This window comes from Mammaliicoccus sp. Q-M61 (genome assembly GCF_022386055.1).
GTDB classification, from domain to species: Bacteria; Bacillota; Bacilli; order Staphylococcales; family Staphylococcaceae; genus Mammaliicoccus; species Mammaliicoccus sciuri_A.
Window position 1 is genome coordinate 1 of record NZ_JAJNJL010000007.1, and the last position, 22,562, is coordinate 22,562.

Annotated in this window: 18 protein-coding genes; 5 read left to right on the forward strand and 13 right to left on the reverse strand. The window is 35.8% G+C overall.

Going from position 1 to position 22,562, the window contains the following annotated elements; genetic code table 11:
* Positions 1 to 2,180 (reverse strand): lectin-like domain-containing protein (locus tag LQ677_RS09705; protein WP_239748757.1); only part of this gene is annotated, 2,180 nt, incomplete at its 3' end.
* A 327-nt stretch (positions 2,181 to 2,507) separates the two neighbouring features.
* Between LQ677_RS09705 and LQ677_RS09710 the strand changes: the two genes are divergently transcribed.
* The 3 genes from LQ677_RS09710 to LQ677_RS09720 all read left to right on the forward strand — a co-directional run bounded on the left by LQ677_RS09710 (position 2,508) and on the right by LQ677_RS09720 (position 5,939).
* Complete coding sequence (locus tag LQ677_RS09710) at positions 2,508 to 3,251, forward strand: amidohydrolase family protein (RefSeq protein ID WP_037590256.1); 744 nt, start codon at positions 2,508 to 2,510, stop codon at positions 3,249 to 3,251.
* Positions 3,252 to 4,034: 783 nt separating this feature from the next.
* On the forward strand, positions 4,035 to 5,186 hold the full coding sequence (locus LQ677_RS09715; RefSeq protein WP_204188489.1) for an ArgE/DapE family deacylase: 1,152 nt from the start codon (positions 4,035 to 4,037) through the stop codon (positions 5,184 to 5,186).
* Between the two features lie 24 nt (positions 5,187 to 5,210).
* Positions 5,211 to 5,939, forward strand: coding sequence for an NAD-dependent protein deacylase (locus tag LQ677_RS09720; RefSeq protein WP_196308381.1), 729 nt, complete (start codon positions 5,211 to 5,213; stop codon positions 5,937 to 5,939).
* 206 nt (positions 5,940 to 6,145) lie between these two features.
* Here the strand turns inward: LQ677_RS09720 and LQ677_RS09725 are convergent, their stop codons facing one another.
* Together LQ677_RS09725 and LQ677_RS09730 are read right to left on the reverse strand one after the other, a co-directional pair.
* Positions 6,146 to 7,636, reverse strand: a complete 1,491-nt coding sequence (locus tag LQ677_RS09725) for an MFS transporter (RefSeq protein WP_239748758.1) — start codon at positions 7,634 to 7,636, stop codon at positions 6,146 to 6,148.
* 497 nt (positions 7,637 to 8,133) lie between these two features.
* Positions 8,134 to 9,072, reverse strand: coding sequence for a TDT family transporter (locus LQ677_RS09730; RefSeq protein WP_239748759.1), 939 nt, complete (start codon positions 9,070 to 9,072; stop codon positions 8,134 to 8,136).
* A 221-nt stretch (positions 9,073 to 9,293) separates the two neighbouring features.
* Here LQ677_RS09730 and LQ677_RS09735 point away from each other — a divergent pair, with 221 nt between their 5' ends.
* The gene (locus tag LQ677_RS09735) at positions 9,294 to 10,520 is read left to right on the forward strand and encodes a pyridoxal-phosphate-dependent aminotransferase family protein (protein ID WP_239748760.1); all 1,227 of its coding nucleotides are present in this window, start codon (positions 9,294 to 9,296) and stop codon (positions 10,518 to 10,520) included.
* A 77-nt stretch (positions 10,521 to 10,597) separates the two neighbouring features.
* Here LQ677_RS09735 and LQ677_RS09740 read toward each other — a convergent pair whose 3' ends face one another.
* The 10 genes from LQ677_RS09740 to allC all read right to left on the reverse strand — a co-directional run bounded on the left by LQ677_RS09740 (position 10,598) and on the right by allC (position 21,546).
* Entirely contained in the window at positions 10,598 to 11,812 is a 1,215-nt protein-coding gene (locus LQ677_RS09740) for a CynX/NimT family MFS transporter (RefSeq protein ID WP_126477162.1), read from the reverse strand.
* A gap of 339 nt (positions 11,813 to 12,151) precedes the next feature.
* Complete coding sequence (locus LQ677_RS14720) at positions 12,152 to 12,280, reverse strand: hypothetical protein (protein WP_275583279.1); 129 nt, start codon at positions 12,278 to 12,280, stop codon at positions 12,152 to 12,154.
* Between the two features lie 165 nt (positions 12,281 to 12,445).
* The gene (gene arcC, locus LQ677_RS09745) at positions 12,446 to 13,408 is read right to left on the reverse strand and encodes a carbamate kinase (RefSeq protein ID WP_107576585.1); all 963 of its coding nucleotides are present in this window, start codon (positions 13,406 to 13,408) and stop codon (positions 12,446 to 12,448) included.
* Positions 13,401 to 14,192 carry an oxamate carbamoyltransferase subunit AllH family protein gene (locus LQ677_RS14800; RefSeq protein ID WP_239748761.1) on the reverse strand — a complete coding sequence of 264 codons (792 nt, stop codon included), beginning with the start codon at positions 14,190 to 14,192 and terminating at the stop codon, positions 13,401 to 13,403. The genes arcC and LQ677_RS14800 overlap by 8 nt, the downstream gene beginning before the upstream one ends.
* Positions 14,189 to 15,454, reverse strand: coding sequence for a YlbE family protein (locus LQ677_RS09755; RefSeq protein WP_239748762.1), 1,266 nt, complete (start codon positions 15,452 to 15,454; stop codon positions 14,189 to 14,191). The genes LQ677_RS14800 and LQ677_RS09755 overlap by 4 nt, the downstream gene beginning before the upstream one ends.
* 1 nt (position 15,455) lies before the next feature.
* Entirely contained in the window at positions 15,456 to 17,216 is a 1,761-nt protein-coding gene (gene fdrA, locus LQ677_RS09760; RefSeq protein ID WP_239748763.1) for an acyl-CoA synthetase FdrA, read from the reverse strand.
* A 15-nt stretch (positions 17,217 to 17,231) separates the two neighbouring features.
* Positions 17,232 to 18,281 (reverse strand): ureidoglycolate dehydrogenase, encoded by a 1,050-nt coding sequence (gene allD, locus LQ677_RS09765; protein ID WP_239748764.1) that lies wholly within the window; start codon positions 18,279 to 18,281, stop codon positions 17,232 to 17,234.
* Between the two features lie 154 nt (positions 18,282 to 18,435).
* Complete coding sequence (gene allD / locus LQ677_RS09770) at positions 18,436 to 19,467, reverse strand: ureidoglycolate dehydrogenase (RefSeq protein WP_239748765.1); 1,032 nt, start codon at positions 19,465 to 19,467, stop codon at positions 18,436 to 18,438.
* Positions 19,468 to 19,482: 15 nt separating this feature from the next.
* Positions 19,483 to 20,271, reverse strand: coding sequence for a (S)-ureidoglycine aminohydrolase (gene allE, locus LQ677_RS09775; protein ID WP_204258782.1), 789 nt, complete (start codon positions 20,269 to 20,271; stop codon positions 19,483 to 19,485).
* Between the two features lie 42 nt (positions 20,272 to 20,313).
* A complete protein-coding gene (allC, locus tag LQ677_RS09780) occupies positions 20,314 to 21,546 on the reverse strand; it encodes an allantoate deiminase (RefSeq protein ID WP_239748766.1) in 1,233 nt (410 codons plus the stop codon).
* A 173-nt stretch (positions 21,547 to 21,719) separates the two neighbouring features.
* Here allC and LQ677_RS09785 point away from each other — a divergent pair, with 173 nt between their 5' ends.
* The gene (locus tag LQ677_RS09785; protein ID WP_239748767.1) at positions 21,720 to 22,559 is read left to right on the forward strand and encodes an alpha/beta hydrolase; all 840 of its coding nucleotides are present in this window, start codon (positions 21,720 to 21,722) and stop codon (positions 22,557 to 22,559) included.
* The last annotated feature ends 3 nt before the right edge of the window (positions 22,560 to 22,562 follow it).

Genomic DNA, 22,562 nt, shown 5'->3' on the forward strand with positions numbered 1-22,562 from the left:
TCTCCTACTTTGCCATTCAAAGTTGTTGGTTCTTGAATTTTGTTTCCATTCTCATCCACATATCTCACTGTTACATGACCGTCTGCTTTTTGATACACATATGTCACTGTTTGATTATCTCTTGAATATTTACCCTCTGGGTTACCTTCTGTTTCTAGATAATTGTATTCATTGATTCGCTCTGGATGTGTTGAAGTGTAGTCTTCTCCTACTTTGCCATTTAAAGTTGTTGGATTTTGAATTTCAGTGCCTTCTTCATCCACATATCTTACCGTTACATGACCGTCTGCTTTTTGATACACGTACGTCACTGTTTGATTGTCTCTCGAATATTTACCCTCTGGGTTACCTTCTGTTTCTAGATAATTGTATTCATTAATCTGAGTTGGATGTGTCGAACTATAGTCTTCTCCTACTTTGCCATTCAAAGTTGTTGCTTCTTGAATTTTGTTTCCATTCTCATCTACATACTTAGAAATAACTTGTCCGTTTGCTTTAACAAAGTAATATACAATATTTTGACCACTTGTTGTAAACGTTACTGTATCTGTTTGTCTATCAAATTGAGTTTCATACGATGCTGTCACATTTACAAAATCATACCCCTGATTATATAAAGTATTCTTTTTATTATCTATTGTTGCTTTCCCTTTAATATCACCTTCATACTCAATCGCAGGTGCTATTTCTTTTCCTGTATCTTTATCTACATATTTCACATTAGCAACACCTCTTGCTACATATGTAAATTCGGTAATTTGGAATTCTTGTCTGTTTGTGTATGCACCTGTAGACCCTGATAAAGCTAACGTATAACTTTGATTAGGATCGATATATTCAGTCATATCTTTAATGAAATCGTAAGATTTATTTTGAGTATCTGTATACGTAATTTTCATTATTTTTGTTTTACCGTCATATTCAACTAATATATCCGTAAACATATTTTGAATTGGTCCACCAACAAATTGCATTGTATCTTCATCTGTAACTGCTTTGTTATTTTCATCTGTAGATACGAATGCTCCCATTGTTTTTGTACGATTTTCACCAAATGCTGCAGGGTCTGGTACAAATGTAGCTTCTCCCGACCCGTTATACCAAGTATCTAACTTAAATCCAAATGCTTTAGGCAGTCCGCCGATACCAAGTCCTCCACCATATGAACCAATATCGTTAATCGAATTTGGATGGAATACAATACCGATTCCATCTGCGCCACCTTGTGTCGCATTCTTATTCCCTAAATTTACTTTCCCTTTTAATTTAAAGCTTTGGGACATATCAATTTTACTGTTTAAAGAAAAACTCCCTTTTTTACTTGTTTCATCTGTAGTTAAAGTTACTTTGCCTGAATTTTTATCGTATTTTGCATCCCCGTTTAACTTGAAATAATCTGTAAAATTAGCTTTTGTTACTGTTGATGTGTTAGATTTAGCAGCGTTTGTAGCAGCTACACTCGCAACTTTCATACTTTGCGTATTCGCTTTAACACTTGCGACCTTTTTAGTAGTCTTTGTTTCCGTCACTTCAGGTTGAGTTGTGTTACTTACTTGAGTGTTTGTTTCTGATTTTGTTGGTTTTGTTGTTTCAGAAACTTTTTGTTCTTTACTTACTGGTGTTTCTGATTGCTTTTGTTTAGGTTCTTGTACTTCTTGTTTATTACTTACTTGAGATGAATTTTGTTGTTCTGTTCCCTGTTTTGTATCTGTAATTGTTTCTTTTGTTTCAGTTCCCTTTGGTTCTGACACTTCTGTTTCTTCATTGTGCGTCTCTTGTGGTTCTTGTTCTTTTGGTGCCTCTTGTTTTTCATTAACATCTGTCGTTTCTATTTCTTTAGTAGCATACGTTTCAACTTGCTGTGATTCTTCTGTTTCTTGCGACTCTTCTGCTACCGGTTCTTGAACTTCAGATTCTTGCACTTCTGGTACTTCTTTTGTTTCTACTTGCTCTGTATCTTGTATCGTCTGTTCATTTCCCTGTTTTGTTCCCGTTACTTCTTCTTGTTTACTTTCTTGTAGTTCTGTACCCTTAATTGTCGTTTGGCTTTCGTTCGTAAGTTTAGCTGCTTCTACTTCTCCATTACTAGAGATTAAAAATATCGCCCCGATTGCAACTGAACCAATACCTACTTTGAACTTTCTAATAGAAAATTTAAGATCCCGTTTTATTTTTCTCATCTTTCTTTTTCCCTTCACTATTTATAAATATTCTGTTGTTAATTATGTTTCACTCAAGTTTACATATTATACTATTTATACCTAACTAATGGTAGTTATTTTTGAAAAAATTTTAAAATATTTTTTAAAATGTTATCATTACTAGTTTTGTCAAACTTATTTTATAAACGTTTTTATTTACAAATTAACTTCTTTAATGATTTTATATTTTAAAAACAACAATTGTGATGTTTTTCTATAACGTTTCCAAATAACCTATCATAATGAATTGATATTATTTAACTTGTTTCTCGTATAGTATAGTGATTTTAAAAGGGGGAATTTTTGATGAAGATTTTTGATGCACATTTTCATATTATTGATTTTAATTATGAAGTAAAAGAGAATAACGGCTATATGCCACCGAGTTATCTAACTGAGGATTATCAAGAAGAAACACAAAATATGAATATTGCTGGTGGTGCAATTGTATCCGGTTCTTTTCAAGGGTTTGATCAACAATATTTACTTAAAGCACTAAGTGACTTAGGTCCTAAATTCTGTGGAGTGACCCAATTGCCTTATAGTGTTTCAGATGAAGAAATTGTTTCTTTGAATGACAAAGGCGTTCGTGCTTTAAGATTTAATGTTAAACGTGGTGGATCAGAGGACTTAGCACATTTAAGTGATTTCGCGAAACGTGTACATGACTTAGTAGGATGGCACAGTGAATTGTATATTGATTCAAAGAATTTACCAGATATTGAAGAAACGATATTATCTTTACCAGCCGTATCCATTGATCACCTCGGTCTGTCTAAGGAAGGTCTTCCAAATCTGTTAAGATTAGTCGACAAAGGGGTTCATGTAAAAGCAACAGGTTTCAGTAGAGTTGATTTAAATGTACAAGATACATTGAAAGAAATTTATCATGCTAATCCAGATGCACTAATGTTTGGTACAGATTTACCATCAACACGTGCACCTAAACGCTTTACTTCTGAAGATATCCAACTCGTTCAAGATACTTTTGACGAAGCCGCAGCTCATAAAATATTTTATCAAAATGCGAAAGAATGGTATCGCAAGTAAGATGATGCTGATAGTAATGTAATAATTCAGTTTGTCTAGAAGTTTATATTTGGGAAAGATGTGAGTTTGTTCAGTCTTTAACTCACATCTTCTTCAATCTCTTGGCTTTACTCAACCATTAAGCCATGACTTTCGCTATCTCTTGGCTTTACTCACACATTAAGCCATGACTTTCGCTATCTCTTGGCTTTACTCACACATTAAGCCACGACTTCATCTATCTCTTGGCTTTACTCTGCACTTAAGCCACGACTTCGCCTATCTCTTGGCTTTACTCAACCATTAAGCCATGACTTCACTCATCTCTTGGCTTTACTCAACCATTAAGCCATGACTTTCGCTATCTCTTGGCTTTACTCACACTTTAAGCCACGACTTCGCCTATCTCTTGGCTTTACTCACACTTTAAGCCATGACTTTCGCTATCTCTTGGCTTTACTCACACTTTAAGCCATGACTTCAGCTTTCTCTTGGCTTTACTCAACCATTAAGCCATGACTTCGCCTATCTCTTGGCTTTACTCACACATTAAGCCACGACTTCATCTATCTCTTGGCTTTATTCAACCATTAAGCCATGACTTCACTCATCTCTTGGCTTTACTCAATACTTAAGCCATGACTTCGGCTATCTCTTGGCTTTACTCACACATTAAGCCACGACTTACATCAAATCCTTCACTCACATATCTCCATCTCCTCAATGTGTTTAATTTCAAAGTACAAGATTTCAGCTATATAATAGTAATTGAGATAAAAACTATATAGAAATGGAGTTTTGGTTATGAGTATATTTACTGATCAAGAGAAAGTAGACATTTTAGGAGATATAGTAAGTATTCGATCTGTTAATGATAATGAAATTGAAGTATGTGAGTACTTGCAGAAATTATTAGCAGACCATAACATCGAGTCCGAAATCATTAAAATTAGTGAAACGCGTGCAAATTTAGTTGCTGAAATTGGTGAAGATGGTCCAATTTTAGGTGTTTCTGGACATATGGATGTCGTTTCTGCTGGTGATGAAAGTAAATGGACATATGATCCGTTTAAACTAACTGAAGTAGATGGTAATTTATTTGGTCGTGGCTCTGCTGATATGAAGTCTGGATTAGCTGCGCTTGTTATCAGCATGATAGACATACATGATCAAGGTTTATTAAAGCATGGTAGAATCCGTCTACTTGCAACGGCTGGTGAAGAAATTGCTGGTGAAGGTGCAAAAGCATTTCACGACAAAGGCTATATGGATGATGTTGAAGCACTCGTTATCGCTGAGCCTTCTCAAGATAGAATTATTTATGCACATAAAGGCTCAATGGATATTCGCATCACTTCTCGAGGAAAAGCATCACACAGTTCAATGCCACATCTTGGATTTAATGCCATTTCACCGCTTGTAAAATTTATTTATAAAGCAGATGAAGGATTTACGAAATTCAATCAAACAAATAAACTACTTGGCGAACCAATTATGAATGCGACTATCTTCAATGGTGGTAACCAAGTTAACTCAATTCCTGAACACGCAGAGTCGGAATTCAATATTCGTACGATTCCTGAACATGATAATGATCAGTTCATTTCATATTTCAATGAAATTTTAAAACAAATAGAAACCGATAAGACAGATATTGAAATTGATACGTATATGTCTAGACCACCTGTTTACACAACTGGTCAAAATTCATTGATCGAGTTAGCTGTAAAAATGGGCGAAAAACATTTAAACACAACACTTCCAACTGAAGCATCGCCAGGTGTTACAGACGCATCTGATTTATTAGTTTCTAAAGACGAGAACTTCTCATTTATAATGTACGGTCCTGGTACAGTAGACCAAGCGCATCAAGTAGATGAACATGTGTCCAAAGATGCCTACCTTAAATTTATTGATTTATATACAGAATTCTTCCCTAAATACTTAGAAAAGTAATTCATTATAACCGGAGTGATAAACGTGAATACACAAATTCAACAACTTAAAAACATCATTGATTCATCTCAAAACATTACATTTTTTACAGGAGCAGGTATTTCGGTTGCTAGTGGTATACCTGACTTCCGCTCACTCGGTGGATTATATGATCAAATCTCAGAAAATGGCTATTCCCCAGAATATTTATTAAGCACTGATTATTTACAAAGTGACCCAGAAGGATTTATGGACTTTTGCTTTCAATATTTACTCTTCACCGATAAACAACCAAATATCGTACATCAATGGATAGCCCAACTCGAAAAAGACCATCGTTCACTCGGTGTCATCACACAGAATATAGATGGTCTTCATAGCAATGCCGGCAGTCTAAATACAGATGAATTACACGGCACTTTAAATCGATTTTATTGTACAAAATGCCATCAAACATATACTAAATCTTATGTTATTGATAACCACTTACACCATTGCGAATCATGTGGTCATACCATTAGACCAGACATCGTATTATACGGTGAAATGTTAGATCAAGACACAATATTTAACGCATTAAACAAAATAAGAGAAGCAGACACACTCGTAGTACTCGGTTCATCCCTACTCGTACAACCCGCAGCAGGACTGATTTCAAACTTCGAAGGACAAAATCTCGTCATTATAAACAAAGACGAAACACCTTATGACGCTACAGCAAACATCGTTATACATGATGACATGGTAGCTGTTGTACAGGAGTTGTTGGGTTGAAACATATAACATCTAAGTGTCACCTTTTATTCTTGATAACAAAATACACTCATGGTATTATTTAAGTATTAAAAAACACTCAGCAACTTTGGACGGGTCACTGAGTGTAAAAATTAAGGCGTATAGTCTATGCTATATTTCACCATGGCTTATTGAATTTAGTCGTTTGTGTTGTAGCACAAGCGACTATTTTTTATTGTCTTTTTTTATGTTATTTTCTTACCTGTTTCTGCTAATATTCTCCACAATAATAGGATAATTGCAGCGATGATTGTGATTGTTATAATCAGGATTAATGAATATGCATGATCAAATGCATTTGTGCCTAATTCTAGTAATTTACTTTTTAAAAGACCATTTGAATTTTCTGCTACGATCATCGTTTCTTCAAAACTACCTTTTGCTTTTGCTGGTATTTCTGCTATCGACATTGAGCGTTCCATTAAATAAGTATAAGCAAATGAAAATATGCCACCAAGTGCGGCTATACCGATTGAGCCTCCGAGTTCATATGACACTTCTTCTACTGAAGCTGCCATACCTGCTTTATCATCATCAACGTTTGTCATGATTGCATTTGATGCTACAGTCATTGCTCCGCCTAATCCTAATCCTGCGATGCTAAGGAACAGTATTTGAATCCATAAATCATTGTGTAGAAATGCTGTGAACCCTACAATACCGATTAATGAAATGAGTAAATTATAAATGAGTATTTTGATACTATCAAATCGTGTTAAGATACTTCCCTGTACAATTGCTCCTATAAAAGCAGCTGCTGCCATCGACATTAAGACTAACCCTGCTTTTAAAGGTGTTAGATTTAAAATTAATTGTAATCTTTGAGATAAAATCATTTCAAAGCCAATTAATATGGATGCTGATGTAAATGCAGCTATCACACCTGATAAAAAGTATTTATTTTTAAATATATCTAAACTAATTAACGGATTTAATAGACGTTTTTGTCGACTAATAAATAATTTCAACGACCATAATCCAATCACTAATGTCAGTATAATCAGTACAATTGAAGGATTTTCTTTTGTGATTTCTTTTATAGCGTAGACAGTCCCTATAAGCCCTATCATAATCAAAATTGAACTTGTGATGTCCCATTTTTTATCTTTGTTTCCTTTAATATTAGGAATTTGTATAAAAGCAACGACAATCACAAGTATCGTAATAGGAACATTAATTAAGAATACTGATCCCCACCAAAATTTAGTTAATAATAAACCACCTATTAAAGGTCCTAAACCAGCACCTGCTGATGCAATAGAAGACCAAATACCTAGCGCAAGTGCTCTATCTTTTTTGTCATCAAAGACCTGTTTAATAATAGCAAGTGTTGACGGCATCATTGTTGCTGCACCAACAGCCAATATGACTCTAGCCATAATTAAAGTGCCGGACGTTGGAGAAAAAGCTGCGACAACTGATGCTAAAGTAAAGATTACTAAACCAGATAAAAACATATTCTTATGCCCTACTTTATCACCCAACGTACCTAAACCAGGTAAGAGCCCTGCAACAACTAGCGGATACGCATTTACAATCCATAATTTTTGAAAAGCACTCGCTTCTAATTCATACGTTATCGTAGGTAAAGCAGTATATAAAACTGTCATATCTATAACAATCAAAAATAACGCACTAGAAACCAATATTAACGAGAACCATTTATTAAATTTCATGATAAATCCTCCTTACTCAAATAATGGTAAGGTGTATAGTTACTATATAGTCAAACATAAACTTTTTAATTGGATATTTAAGAGTTTGCGAGCGAATTATCGGTACAGAAATGCGAAATATGGACCGTTAAATTTTTTTATCGGTACAGAAATGCGAAATATGGACCGATAATTATTTTTATCGGTACAGAAATGCGAAATATGGACCGTTAATCTTTTTTATCGGTACAGAAACGCTAAATATGGACCGATAATCTTTTTTATCGGTACAGAAATACGAAATATGGACCGTTAATCTTTTTTATCGGTACAGAAACGCGAAATGAGTCTGGGACATAATGTAATGTCTCAGACTTTTCTAGTATCTTGGCAGTAGATGTCTGAATTGAAAATGCGCTTGTACCAAGCTTTTTTCAACTCTAGTCATCCTTGCCGGGGCGGGACTACGAAATCTTTTTATACAAATTAGATTTCTGTCCCACTCCCATTTCTACATTCTAACTATACTCGACGTCTTTTGTTACTAGGAATACGACATATTGATATAACACATAGCATACGACGATTGCTGCCCATGTGATTTCGATTACAGAAAGTATTGTTCCGAATGTAATGATGCTACTACTTGCGTGACTATGCTGAGTGACATTATAAAGTGATGCGGCTGTTGTTACCCATGGGAATGTCATTGCTGAAAAGGATACTTTGAAACCTCTTTGTAGTATTTTCGGTAAGAATATTAATGTAAATACAAACAACACTTGGGAAAGTATTAATAAGACGATGACATATACATTTGAATAATTTGTATTATTTAATATATAACCATTTAAACAAAGTGCTGCTGGTGCACTCATAATAATCACCATCGGAAATTGTTCTTGGTTATATGTTTGCCATGACTTGCTGATTAGTACATACGCTAAAATCAACACTAGGCATACCGTTCCAAAAATTGTTGATAGATGTCCGAGTGTTTCATTAAATGCCGATGATGTTTCACTTATAACCCCTGTTCCGACAAACATCACAAACCAACTTGTGTTTGGCCATGATTTAAAATTTCTAAATGCATAGCGACTTATAAAAATAATAATCAAACTTATATGTAATAAAATGGCTGCATACCATAGCACGTTTAACAACTGAGATTGTACGGTAAATTCCTGTTTTATAATGGATGCAAATATCATCAAAGTCATAGGAAATGTTGGTGATATCGCAAATGTATGGATATTTTTAAGTTCTTTCAGAAACATACTAGGATAAATGATCCATTTCATGATAAATAATAACATTATTGCACAGGAAATAATAAAACTACATAGGCCGAGCGTCTTAAAATTAATATGATAAAATACATTACTCAATGCCATGATGCCCAATGCCAATCCGCTTATTGCGATTGGCGTTCTTTTTAAAGCTATTTTTAACATTTTCAAAAGCCCTTCTATCTATGTAATATTCGTCCATTAATCATACCATTGTTTTTGATTTAATTTAATATTGTCTTACAAGTGTATACTAAATACATGGCGTTTTTTTGTAATATTCTGACAAAAAGTATTAAAATAATCAGCACTTTTGACGAATAATTGTATGAAAATCTAAGATATAATGTATAATGACAAAATTTATAGAAAAAGAGGTTAGCAATGTGGATACTTTAAAAGTGAACAAACGATTAATTATGACACCTGGACCTGTAAGTGTAGATCCACGTGTTTCTCAAGCAATGTCGAATTCTATACTCGGTCAATTCGATTATGAATTTGTAAATATCATGAATGAAACAATGTCATTAATTCGTCAGTCATTCTTAACAGAAAATAAATGGGCTTTCCCAATTGATGGAACGAGCCGTGCTGGCTTAGAAGCCGTTATATCAAATATCGTGAAACCTGGTGATGAAGTACTCGTACCTGTAATTGGTCGATTTGGTTATTTATTTACTGAACTCGTAACACGTGCAGGAGGTATCGTCCACAATATACATAAACCGATGGGCGAAGTGTTTGATCAAGCAGAAATTATTGAAGCTTTAGATGAATATAAACCTAAAGTACTTGCGATTGTACATGGTGAAACATCAACAGGAAGATTGCAGCCTATCGATCAATTAGGACGTGCTTGTAAAGAAAGAGGCATCTTTTCAGTAGTAGATGCGGTCGCAACTTATCAAGGTATGGTTATTCCTGTAGATGAATGGGAACTAGACGCAGTCGTTGGTGGCGCTCAAAAATGTCTATCTATTCCTTCAGGTATTACACCGATTACATTTAACGAGCGTTTCAGTGAAGAAATTAATAAACGCAAACGTGTAGAATTAGGGATTCGCTCTAATGAATCTACCGAAAAAGAACATTTCATTAGCAGTAACTATTTAGATTTAACACAGTTACAAGACTACTGGAGCCCTAAACGCCTCAATCATCACACAGAATCTACAACATCTGTTTATGCATTATATACTGGATTAAAATTAGCACTATCAGAGGGCATTGAAGCACGTGCGAAAAGACATAGCTATCACCAAGAAGCTTTAAAAACAGCTTTAAAAGCACTTGGCTTAGAAATTTACGGTGACGAATCTAACGAGATGAAAATGGTCATTTGCGTTAAAATTCCAGTAGGCATCGATGATAATGCATTTAGAAATGGCTTATTACAAAATTACGGTGTAGAAATTGCCGGATCATTCGGAGACTTACAAGGACAAATATGGAGAATTGGTATTATGGGTTACGGCGTGCAAAAACAAAACATCCTAACATTCTTATCAATATTCTCAACATATTTAGTATCACATGACAGCCAGCAACACCTTAATGTCGCAGAATCTATCAAGACATTATTAGACTATTATGAACAAAATGAAATCTAGTATTTCTTGAATGATATATAAGTACAAAGACTAAAAAAGTCTGAGACAGCAACTTTGTCTCAGACTTTTTTGTATTTTTATATCGTTTCATCTTCTACGACTCTATTTTTAGATGCTGGATAGCCTACTATAAAGAACAGAATAGACATAACGATTAAGGCGATGATGCCTGATATCCAACTGTCTGTGGCATCGTGTAAATAACCGATAAAGAATGGTCCGATGGCAGCTATTAAATACCCGATAGATTGCCCGAATCCTGATAATGCGATACTTCCGTCACTTGTACGTGCACGTATAGAGAAGAATGTCATACACAAGCTAAAGCATGCACCCATACCTAAACCTGCGATAATAATACCGATTACGAGTAATACTAATGATTGCGTAAAGAATAACCCAAATCCAACTAAGAATAGCATTGTGATGATCACAACTAATATACGTTGGTCTTTTAATTTAGACGCAATAATCGGGAATGTAAATGTCATTGGCACTTGTGAAAATTGGTTAAGCATGAGTAAATAACCTGCAGTTGATGGGTCTAGACCTCTATCTACTAATATAGAAGGCACCCAAGCAACAACTGTATAAAATACCATTGATTGGAACCCCATTGTTAAGGCTACTAACCATGCTAATTTAGACTTCGTAATGTTCAATTTTGTATGTTGATTCTGTGCTTCTGATAGTTTATCTTGGCGTTCTAGTTTAGCACCTTTACTTGCTTTTGGAATCCATAAAATTAATGCGATAATTCCTAGTACAATCCAAAAAGCAAGGGACAGTCTGAATCCTAATGGAGATTGAGACATTGGGAAACTTAGTCCCCCACCTAATCCAGCAGTAAAGTTCATTGTCCCACTATAAATACCTGTTGCTAATCCAATTTGTAATGGAAAATACCATTTCACATAACTTGGTAATACAACATTACCAAATGCGATTGCAATACCTAGTAGAACTGTACCAATAATAAATAAATTAAAACCACCAGCAACACGTATGTACAAAGCAATAATTACTAATATCGTTGATAGTACAATTGTATTAGACATCGTCAAACGTTTAGTTACTTTAGATACTAATGGCGAAACGACTGCAAATATAATGAGTGGTATTGTTGTTAAAAAACCAGCAAGGCTGTTATTAATTTGCATAACATCTTTAATTTCATCAACTACCGGACCTACTGATGTTAGTGGTGCACGTAGCGTAGATGCGATAAATACAATCGCAATTATGATACCCCAATTTCTTTGAATTCTATGTGTATTATAGGGTTCAATCATCTTATACCACCTTATTTCTAAAAATTTTCTTATAAAACATCAACGCAACATTAGTATAGTTCATTCATATTGAAGTGTATATAATACGATAGTCTGGAACAACACTTTGTCCCAGACTTTTTAATAGTATATCAGAGATATGATTGAGTGCAATGCTGCTATGTTGAGCGACTTGATCGTTAGCCATAGGGGGATGGGTTTATTTTCGGTTTATAAAGTTTAGTATGTCGGCTAACGATCTTGTTTCACTTTCTTGAGCGTTAGCGCACCTATTTTTTCTTTTTTTAAGGTTTTTGACTCGCTAACGATCTTGTTTCACTTTCTTGAGCGTTAGAATTTCTAACGATCTTGTTTTTCACTCTTGAGCGTTAGCGCACCTATTTTTTGCTTTTTTTGAGTTTTTTGACCCGCTAACGATCTTGTTTCACTTTCTTGAGCGTTAGAATTTCTAACGATCTTGTTTTGCATTCTTGAGCGTTAGCGCACCTCTTTTTTGCTTTTTTTGAGTTTTTTGACTCGCTAACGATCTTGTTTCACTTTCTTGATCGTTAGAATTTCTAACGATCTTGTTTTTCACTCTTGAGCGTTAGAATTTCTAACAACCTTCTTTTACACTCAATCAAATCCTTCATATTAACAAGAAACTGGTTTTGCTGAAGGATCTAATAAAATTCGTGTACCTGCTTTTCCTTCTAATGCATCGATTGCATCATCTAATGAACAAATAATAGCTTCTTTACCTGATTCTGCAAATTGAATTGCCGCTTCTATCTTAGGTAACATACTTCCTGCTGGAAATTGATCTTCTGCTACGTATTGTTTCGCTTCTTCAACTGATATTGTTTGAAGCTTTTCTTCATTTTCTTTACCGAAGTTTACGCACACATTTGGTACGTCTGTTAACATCATGAATGTATCTGCTTCAACTTGTTGAGCTAGTTTCAAACCAGAACGGTCTTTATCGATAACAGCTTCTACACCTTTAATATCACCATGTTCATCACGGTAAACAGGTATACCACCGCCACCTGAAGAAATCACAATTGCTTGATTAATTAATTTCTTAATTTGGTTTACACCATGAATAACAAGTGGTTCTGGAGAAGGTACAACACGACGGTATCCTCTACCAGCATCTTCTACCATGACAAAGCCATGTTCTTTTTCTAATCTTTTAGCTTCTTCTTCACTGAAAAATACACCAATTGGTTTAGTTGGATTATTAAATGCTTGGTCATCTTTGTCTACTTCTACCATTGTTAATAATGTTAATACATCACTACTAATACCTAAATCGTTTAAATGATTTTTAATAGCTTCTTCCATCATGTAGCCGATAAATCCTTGAGATTCAGCACTACATGCGTTAATTGGAAGTGGGTTCACAATATCTTTCGCCGCTTCGTTTTGAGCGATAATATTCCCGACTTGTGGCCCGTTACCATGTGTAATCACAATGTTATGTCCTTGTTTCTTCAATTCTGCCATTTTACGTGTAGCAGACATCACGTTGTTATATTGATTATCGTATGACGCTTCTTGATTAGGTTGTAATATCGCATTACCACCTAGTGCAAGTACAACTCGCTTACCCATACGTCTCACTCCTTAATGTTAATGCTACATACATGCCATATAACGTGTCTCTTCCAGATGAAGAACCTACTTTTAAAAGTTGGTCTAGACGCGCGATTGATGGATCATGTTGTAGGTTAGAAATTTTTGAACTAAATTGACCTTGCAGAGCACATTTTAAAAATATTTCGCCTACAAGTGTGGTTAGAGATGATTGCAGCAATATGTTTAATCGTTCTAAATGATTATTGTTAATAAAAGGATGGATAAAATGAATAAATAAAATACCTGTCAGCATATCATCTCCGGATGGTGTTAAACCTTGTCCTCTACCAATCAGATATCGGTATTGTTCCTCAACTTGTTCATCATTTCCAAATTCTAATGCGTTTAATACGTGTTGCATCTTCTCTTTGTTAAAATCGCCTTGCTCATACATGGCAAAGTCATAAGATGCGATATTTTCTTTAAGCTTTTGTATATCCGTCTGTTCCGAAAAGTCAGATGCCTTTAAAGTTGGAACATGCCAAACGAGTTGGCATGCCTTACTTATTTGAATAGCAGTAGGACCCACTACAATGTGTTGATTTAATTCGATTTCGTTAAATAAACTTTGCTTTGTTTGTGAATCGACTACTATACCAAAAGGAAATGTTCCATTTTCATCTGTACCTATAAAGATAAGGTTATTCGATTCATTGACGATATTGAAACCTTTATTAAATATGCTATGCACATAAAATTGTTTATGTTGTTCTAAGTGTTTCTTAGCATCCTGTCCTATTGCAGTTGCTTGTAGAATCACGCGTTAAATCCTAACTTTTCAGCATACGCTGTGATTGCTTTTTCGAAACATTCGATTGGTGGGTGAACTGTACCTGCACCAATTTGTCCGTAACCAGCAATCTTATGCGCAATACCTGTATTGATAACAGGTGTAATGCCTGTTTCTACAACTTTACGTGCATCGATACCTAAACATGCACCTTTAAAGTTCCATGTTGGGATCGCAAAGTTAGGGTTCTCACCAATACAAATTTCAGTCATTTCATTACTAATTTGTAATGCATCATCAAATCCACCAGTACCAACAAATCTTGTAACAGCTGGTGCTGCGATCATTGCCATACCACCGACACCGATTGTTTCAGTAATCGCTGAGTCACCTATATCTGTATTCGCATCATCTGCTGAGTAACCTGTGAAATATAAACCTTGAGGTGTGTTAACAGGTGCTGTGAACCATTCGTCACCCATACCTGCAATACGTACACCGAAGTTCTCACCGTTACGACACATTGCTGTTACAACTGTACCGTGTTCGATTTGACGAGCAGCGTCCATCATCGCTTTACCTGTAGCCATCGCGATGTTTAAGAAGAATTGATCTGTATCAGCTAAGAATTGTAATACTTCTGTACGTTTCTCAGGTTCTACATCTTCTAAGGACGCAATGATAGGTGTCACTTCTTTTAAGAATGCTAATGATGCTGCAATGTTACGTTGGTGGAATTCATCACCCATTGCAATTGCTTTAGCGATTAATACGTTAACGTTTAAGCCATCATCCATTTGTTGAAGAGCTTTACTTAATACTGGACCTAATACATCTTTCATCCAGTGTAGACGGTTTACAACTGTTTCGTTGTAAGCACCGAAACGTAATACAGCACCGATACCTTCGTTCATTTGACAGTATGCTTCATTACCTGATTCTCTATTTTCAACAACAAGTACAGGCATGTTAGCTGATGTAATACCACCCATTGGTCCAACAGCGTTAACGTGATGACAAGGAATGAACGTAATTTGTCCTTCTTCTAACAACTTACGTGCCGCTTCTTCGTTCTCAGCCCATCCTTCAAATAAAATTGCACCAACACATGAACCTTGCATAGGGTCTGTCATGTTTTCATATTTGATTGGTGGTCCAGCATGTAGTAATACATGTTCTTTAAGTTCTGGAATTTTAGATTTAGCAGGCACCACATCTACTAAAAATGGTGCTGCTGCGATCATCTTATCAATGACTGCTTGGTTAGCTTCATCTATTGTTTTATAAGCCATTTTATACTGTCTCTCCTTCGTAATTGTTTAAGAATTGAAGTACTTTCATTAATTTCTCGTCGCCACCTGCGATTGGTTGCCAGTTAAATTGAACAACTTGTGCATCATTAGCTTGGATAGCTTCTGTGAAACTCTTCAATCCGATATTAATCACACTTGGTTTCATATTAATTAAGTTCAAGACTTTTTCATCAACTGTTAAGTCAACAGATTCTGCTTCGAATGATTTTGTTTCTAATTGTGGTTGTTCAACATCTTTACCTAGTAAATGAAGTGCTGTCGTCACCATTTGATTGTTTGTTTCACATACGATTGCGCCAGCTTCTTTTAAGATATTGACTTGTTTGTCGTAACCTTGGTGATCATGCTCAGTACCTACAACTGTAGCAAGAACTGCTAAACTGCGACCTTCTGATTGTGCTTTGTCTAACACTTTTTGAATCGTTGGTGCAAGTTCACTTGCCATGTCATCATGACTTCCGTATCCGATCACGTTATCTAACATAATAATAGCTGTTGATGGATCGTCTGCAGATTGTTCTAACATTTCGATACGTTTAGATGGGTCAATCATAGGATGTGGTCTACCTTGTGTATAAATATCGTCACCTAAGTCGATAATTTCGTGGTGACCACCTTTATATGAAAAGCCTTCTGGTGTTTCTGCATCTGAATTGTCGCCTAAAGTATCTTTCAATAACATTGCCGCTTCAGAAGCTAACGTACCGCCAGAGTAATAACCTTTAACGCCATCTTGGTCATCAGCAAATTTGATATTAATATCTGATTGAATTGCTGTACTAAATTGAGGTGTTTCTCCGTTTGAAAGTTGAACAGATACGCGTGCCGCTTCTTCTAATGTATAAGCGTGGTAAATGTTTGTTTCTGTATATTCAGGTTTAGAACCTAAGAATAACGTTACGATTGGTTTTTCGATATTACGTAATAAATTCAATACTTTTTCTTCTACTTCTTTAGCTGGTGGCTTAGAAATAACTGTAATGACTTTCACTTTTGGATCTGCATTAAGTGCTTTAATACTGTCTAACATCGTAATCGCGCCTACTTCTGTAGATAAGTCACGGCCACCTGTACCGATAGCATTTGTAACACCTTTACCTTCACGGTCAATGATTGTTGTTACTTCTTGAATACCTGTACCTGAAGCGCCAACAACACCGATGTCACCTTCATTTACAGTGTTTGTAAATGCAAGTGGTAAACTGTGAATAATACCTGTACCACAGTCAGGACCCATTACAAGTAAACCTTTTTCATGTGCCATTTCTTTTAAACGTACTTCGTCTTCTTTTGCTACGTTGTCACTGAACATAAATACATTTAAGTTATTTTTCAATGCTGTTTCAGCTTCCATCGCTGCATATTGCCCAGGAATTGAAATTAACGCTAAGTTAGGATTGTTCGCTAATTCTAATGCGCGGTTCCAATTTGAAGCTTCGTTTTGTTTTTGAGATTGGTCTTCGCTTTCACCTTTCCCTTTCAATTCTGCTTCAACTTCTTGGTTTACTTCTTCAACTTTTTCTTCATTTTCTGTATCAACAACGATAATAATATCGTTTGGTTTCGCTGCTTCTAGTTCATCCGTACCTAATCCTGAAGATTTAAAAATATCTTTATTGGCAGGTGTTCCCATCATAATGGATACTTGGTTAATACCATCAATAGCAGATAATTTATTCGATAATAACATTAATACAATCGAATCTTGGTAAGTGTTTTCTTTAATAATTGTGTGTAACATACTATTCCTCCGTTATTATTCTGCAAATCTATTTTTTCCGTGATAACGATCAAAGTGCACATCGTCTGAAACTAAGTAGTTGTATATATCATCAACAATTTCAATGCCTTCTTCGTCGTATTTTTCACTACGTAATCGGCCACGTTCACCAGGATAGAAAATTTCTCCATATCCTTGTGCTGCTGGTTGTGCTTTTAATTCATCAAGCATTGTTGAAATGTTTGTTTTGAATTGGTCTAAGTCTGTGAAGAATGCTGGATTAATCACGACATGTAATTGGCCTAAGTCACGGCCTTTCGTTAAATCTTTATACATAGATGAAACATGTACGCCATGTGGTACGCCTAGTAAACTACCTGATAGAATATCAACCATCATCATAAGGCCATATCCTTTAGGTCCTGCAACTGGTACAAGTGCATGAACATCTCTAGCATTTGTCGTTGGTTCACCATTCGCATCAACTGCCCATGTATCTGGGATGGATTGATTTTTCGCTCTTGCATCTAGCACTTTACCCCATGCTTGAACGGTCGTTGCCATATCAAAAGTAATGATGCGATCATCGTTTGAAGGTGCACTAAATGCAATTGGATTTGTTCCGAAATATGGTTCAGTACCGCCGAATGGCACAACCATCGGATCTGATTGGCACATACTTAAACCGACCATATTCTCTTTAGCTGCCATTTCTACAAAGTAACCTAAAGCACCGCTATGTGAAATGTGCTTAACACCAACAACGGCAACGCCATTTTCTTTAGCCATCTCGATTGCTTTTTCCATCGCTTGTTTAGCCGCTTGATGACCAGGACCATTATCTCCTTCAAATACAGCTGTTGATGATCCCGTTTGTTCGAATTGATAATTCGGATTGGCTGTTATACCACATTTAGCAATTCGCTCAGCATAGTACTCTACTCGAACTGCACCATGTGAATGAATACCTCTATGATCCGCAAATGTTAATACGTCTGCTACATCTTCTGCAGCACCTTCGTTTAAGCCCGCTTTAACTAATTTATTCTTCATTAAATCAAATAATTCTTTCTTTGAAACACGCATATCTTAACCTCCTTATTACTCGAATAGTGTAATTTATATACATAAAATCATGATTTTAGCCGTAAAAAAAGAAGGTACTCAAGACGTACGATATTAAATGTCGACAGTCGTCATTTATAACATTCAATTGTCTCTTTCACTTCTTCTCAGCTATTTAATAAATGTCATCAGATATTAAATACTCATAAATACTTTCGGCAATCGGTATGCCACTTTCTTTGTAGCGTTTTTTAACGTCTTCTTGAATTTCACCTGGGTAATAAACTTGATCAAAGCCTTTAGCCGGTTTAATATCATGAAGTTCATCAACCATTTCAGAAACGTGTGTTAAAAATTGTTCTTCATCACCAAAATATGCTGGATTAATGACGATATGAAATTGTCCTAATCTACGGTACTGACTTAAATCTTCATACATTGATGTAACATGTTTTCCGAAAGGTAAACCTAACAAGCTACCTGCTAGAATATCGACCATCATCATCAATCCATAACCTTTAGGACCCGCGACTGGTAATAGCGCAGCAACTTCAAATGGATCTGTCGTTGGCTCGCCTTGTTTGTCTACTGCCCAAGTGTCTGGAATGGATTTATTTTTAGAACGTGCATCTAAGATTTTTCCCCAAGCTTGCACGGTTGTCGCCATATCAAATAATATCGGTTCACCATTTTTACGTGGTGCTGCAAAAGCAATTGGATTTGTACCAAAGTATGGCTCTGTACCACCAAATGGTACAACCATTGGATCTGACTGACATACTGTTAAAGCGACCATACCTTCTTTCGCCGCTTGTTCAGCAAAGTATCCAATCGCGCCACTGTGGCCCATTTCTTTAATACCGACCATGCCGATACCACTTTCTTTAGCTAACTTGATCGCTTCTTCCATTGCTTCATAAGCAACATAGTGACCAACTGCATTATCTCCAAAATAAGTACCTGATGATGGACCTGTCTTTGTGAATGTTAATGCTGGATTCAAATTGTATCCTTTTTTTGCAATACGTTCTGCGTAATATTGTGTACGCACAGAACCATGTGAATGAATACCACGCTCATCTGCAAATATCATCAAATCTGCTGTCTTATCAGCATGTTGTTCAGATAAACCTGCATTTGTCATTTTGTCTTTAAATAACTGGCGCAGCTTTCCACGTTCTACGTATACTAATCCTTCTTCTGCCATTCTTAACAACCTTCCTTAAATTTCGATATCTCTATTTGCATCTTTAGAGTAAATATAAGCGAATGGTTCGTCTAAGCCTACAGCGTAAGTTGCTTGTGGTGCATAAGCGCCCATAAAGATGTAATCACCTTTATCAACTGGTTGCCATTCGTTATCTAAGTTGTACATACCGCGACCACTTAATACATAAGCACCGTGTTCTTGAACGTGTGTTTCAATATATCCGTGTGAAGCACCTGGTTTAAATGACAAGATATGAATGTTCATGTCGTAAGCTAATTCTTTAGGTAATAAATCAAGAATTGTAACTTCTTCCATACCTTCATAAGGTTCTTGAGCCATGTCATTCACATTTCCAGTTACAACTTCAGGTGTGAATCCTTCTAAAGGTTGGTAACGTTTTTTGTATAAGAATACGCGGCTATCATTGTTTTGATTGCTGTTTTCAAAAGTCATAACTTGGTGACTTGGTACATATAAGTATCCACCAGCTGATAATTCATATTTTTTGTCATCAGCGTATGCGTTGATTTTACCGTATTCAACGTAAATAAATGTTTGAACGCCGTCTCCACCAAAGCCTTGTCTATTTCCACCTTGATTTTTTAATGTTACTAAGTAGTCTACAAAGCGAGCACCTAGTCTAGGTGAACCTAAAATTGTAACGTCGCAATCTTCGAAACCTGGTACAACGTTGTTTACTAGACCGTCTGGTGTAATAACTGCATAGTTGTCTTTCTTAATAACTGAACGTGTTTCTAATAGTCCTTCTCTATAACCTTGATTATGATTAATGTAACCCATGATCAATACTCCTTTTCTCTATCTCTATTTTTTAAAATTTATTTATTCTTGATAAGCAAGTTCATATAAGACTTGTTTCAATACTTCGATACCTTTTACTAAATCTTCAACATTTGTTTCTTCTTCAACGTTGTGACTCACACCATTTATAGATGGCACAAACAACATAGAAGTTGGTACATATTGTGCGAAGATTTGTGAATCGTGACCTGCACCTGAAGACATCAGTTTCCAATCTGATTTGCCAACGACTGCTTCAGCAGCGCGTTCGATTGTCTTAACTAAATCTTCATTCATTAATGTTGGTGCTTCGTCCATCCATAAATCAATATCGTGTTCAACGCCTTCTTCTTCAGATACGCGTTTAATACATGCATCAATTTCTTCAGCGAATTGATTTAATGCATCTTGGTCAATGTGACGACAATCGATTGAGAATGTCACTTCACCTGGCACAACATTTACGGTATTTGGTACTGGGTCGACGCGACCAAATGTTAATACTAATGGATCTCCTAATTCTCTTGCACGTTCTGTCAATTGTGTCGCGATTTTACTAAATGCGATGACAGCATCTTTTCTTAAGCCCATTGGTGTCGTACCTGCATGGTTTGCTTCACCTTTTAAATTAACTGTATAACGTTTTTGTCCAACGATACCGTTAACGACACCAATTGATTTTTGTTCTGTTTCTAACACTTTTCCTTGTTCAATATGAACTTCGATAAATGCTTTAATACGACTGTAGTCATTGTCTTCAGTACGATAATCAAATCCTACTTCACGCATAGCATCTTTAAATTGAACACCTTCAGCATCAGCAATTGTATCCACATCATCTTTACCTGCTAAGTTGAAGAAGTTCTTACTACCCCAGAATGCAAATGGGAAGCGACTGCCTTCTTCTTCTGCTAAAGCTAAAATTTCTAAAGAACGTAATGGTTGTCCATATTCTGCTTTCAATGATTGCATCGCTACAAGTGCTGCTAATACACCGAATTGACCATCTAAATGGCCACCTTCAACAACTGTATCAATATGAGAACCAGACATAATCGTTTCTTCTGGGTATTTACTACCTTCTATACGACCTCTTAAGTTACCAATGTCATCGAATTGTGCTTCAAATCCTTCTTTATCTAATGTTTCTTTTAATGCGCGAACAGCGTCTGACCATTCTTTTGAATAAAGTAAGCGTGTAATACCGCCACCTGTCAAACCTCCAAATGAAGTAAACTGTTTATCTAGCGCTTCGAAAGAAGAACGGATGTCCATATAATTCATCTCCTTTTCATGTCACTTACTATTATAAGCGGTTACATTTTTGTTATCATTCACAAAACATACAATAATTAGCTTAACTTTTATATGTTTTATACAAATACGACGTAAATTTAATTTGAGATACTATGATTAGGAAAATATATCTTCTAGGAGGCTGAGTTGTTTTGACTCAAAATCATTCAATGTGTTTATCAAATGATGGTTTTCAATTACCCTATATCGTCATCGAATCTAAAAATGAAAATCCTCAAGGGGCTATCATATACTTTCATGGTGGCGGGTTAATTTTTGGTCAACGTGATGACTTACCACAAGCGTATATAGATATTTTGACAGAGTCCTACCATCTTGTACTCGTTTCTTATCGATTGGCACCGGAAAGTCCGATTGATACGATTATCTCAGATGCATTAGCTCAATATGATGAAATCAGTGCTTTATATGAGGCATTACCAATCTATACGTTTGGTCGTTCAGCGGGTGGATTCTTAAGTTTAATGGTTGCTCGTTATCGTGAAGTTGCAGGCATTCTTGATTTTTATGGCTATTCACGTGTCCATGTTCCTGCATTTTTAAGACCGAACGCACAATACCAAGCTTTATCAACTCAAATTACACCAGCGATATTAAATCAGCTTATACAACCTAATCCATTAACTTTTGGCTCATTACAAACGAGATATCCGATTTATTTATATGTACGTGGCCAAGCGAAATGGTTATCTTATTTAGGCATTCAATCTTCTACAGCAAGTGCGTATAATATTTCACCTAAAGAATTGAAACAATTTCCACCGACTTTTATTGTACATTGCAAAGGGGATCCAGATGTTCCGTATAGTGAAAGTGAACATATTCACCGACAAATAGAACATAGTCAATTAGAGACGCTCGATTTAGACCAACATGATTTTGATCGTGACGTAACACCAACGAGCATTTCACTGTACAAACAAGCCGTACAATTTTTAAATCAATCATCAAACTTAATTCAAGGGGGATAAATG

What these genes read in the sequence shown, in the direction of transcription:
- LQ677_RS09710 (WP_037590256.1), top strand. Translation starts at nt 2,508, where the DNA reads ATGAAGATTTTTGATGCACATTTTCATATTATTGATTTTAATTATGAA.
- LQ677_RS09715 (WP_204188489.1), top strand. Translation starts at nt 4,035, where the DNA reads ATGAGTATATTTACTGATCAAGAGAAAGTAGACATTTTAGGAGATATA.
- LQ677_RS09725 (WP_239748758.1), bottom strand. Translation starts at nt 7,636, where the DNA reads ATGAAATTTAATAAATGGTTCTCGTTAATATTGGTTTCTAGTGCGTTA.
- LQ677_RS09730 (WP_239748759.1), bottom strand. Translation starts at nt 9,072, where the DNA reads ATGTTAAAAATAGCTTTAAAAAGAACGCCAATCGCAATAAGCGGATTG.
- LQ677_RS09740 (WP_126477162.1), bottom strand. Translation starts at nt 11,812, where the DNA reads ATGATTGAACCCTATAATACACATAGAATTCAAAGAAATTGGGGTATC.
- LQ677_RS14720 (WP_275583279.1), bottom strand. Translation starts at nt 12,280, where the DNA reads ATGCAAAACAAGATCGTTAGAAATTCTAACGCTCAAGAAAGTGAAACA.
- arcC (WP_107576585.1), bottom strand. Translation starts at nt 13,408, where the DNA reads ATGGGTAAGCGAGTTGTACTTGCACTAGGTGGTAATGCGATATTACAA.
- LQ677_RS09755 (WP_239748762.1), bottom strand. Translation starts at nt 15,454, where the DNA reads ATGGCTTATAAAACAATAGATGAAGCTAACCAAGCAGTCATTGATAAG.
- fdrA (WP_239748763.1), bottom strand. Translation starts at nt 17,216, where the DNA reads ATGTTACACACAATTATTAAAGAAAACACTTACCAAGATTCGATTGTA.
- allD (WP_239748764.1), bottom strand. Translation starts at nt 18,281, where the DNA reads ATGCGTGTTTCAAAGAAAGAATTATTTGATTTAATGAAGAATAAATTA.
- allD (WP_239748765.1), bottom strand. Translation starts at nt 19,467, where the DNA reads ATGGCAGAAGAAGGATTAGTATACGTAGAACGTGGAAAGCTGCGCCAG.
- allE (WP_204258782.1), bottom strand. Translation starts at nt 20,271, where the DNA reads ATGGGTTACATTAATCATAATCAAGGTTATAGAGAAGGACTATTAGAA.
- allC (WP_239748766.1), bottom strand. Translation starts at nt 21,546, where the DNA reads ATGGACATCCGTTCTTCTTTCGAAGCGCTAGATAAACAGTTTACTTCA.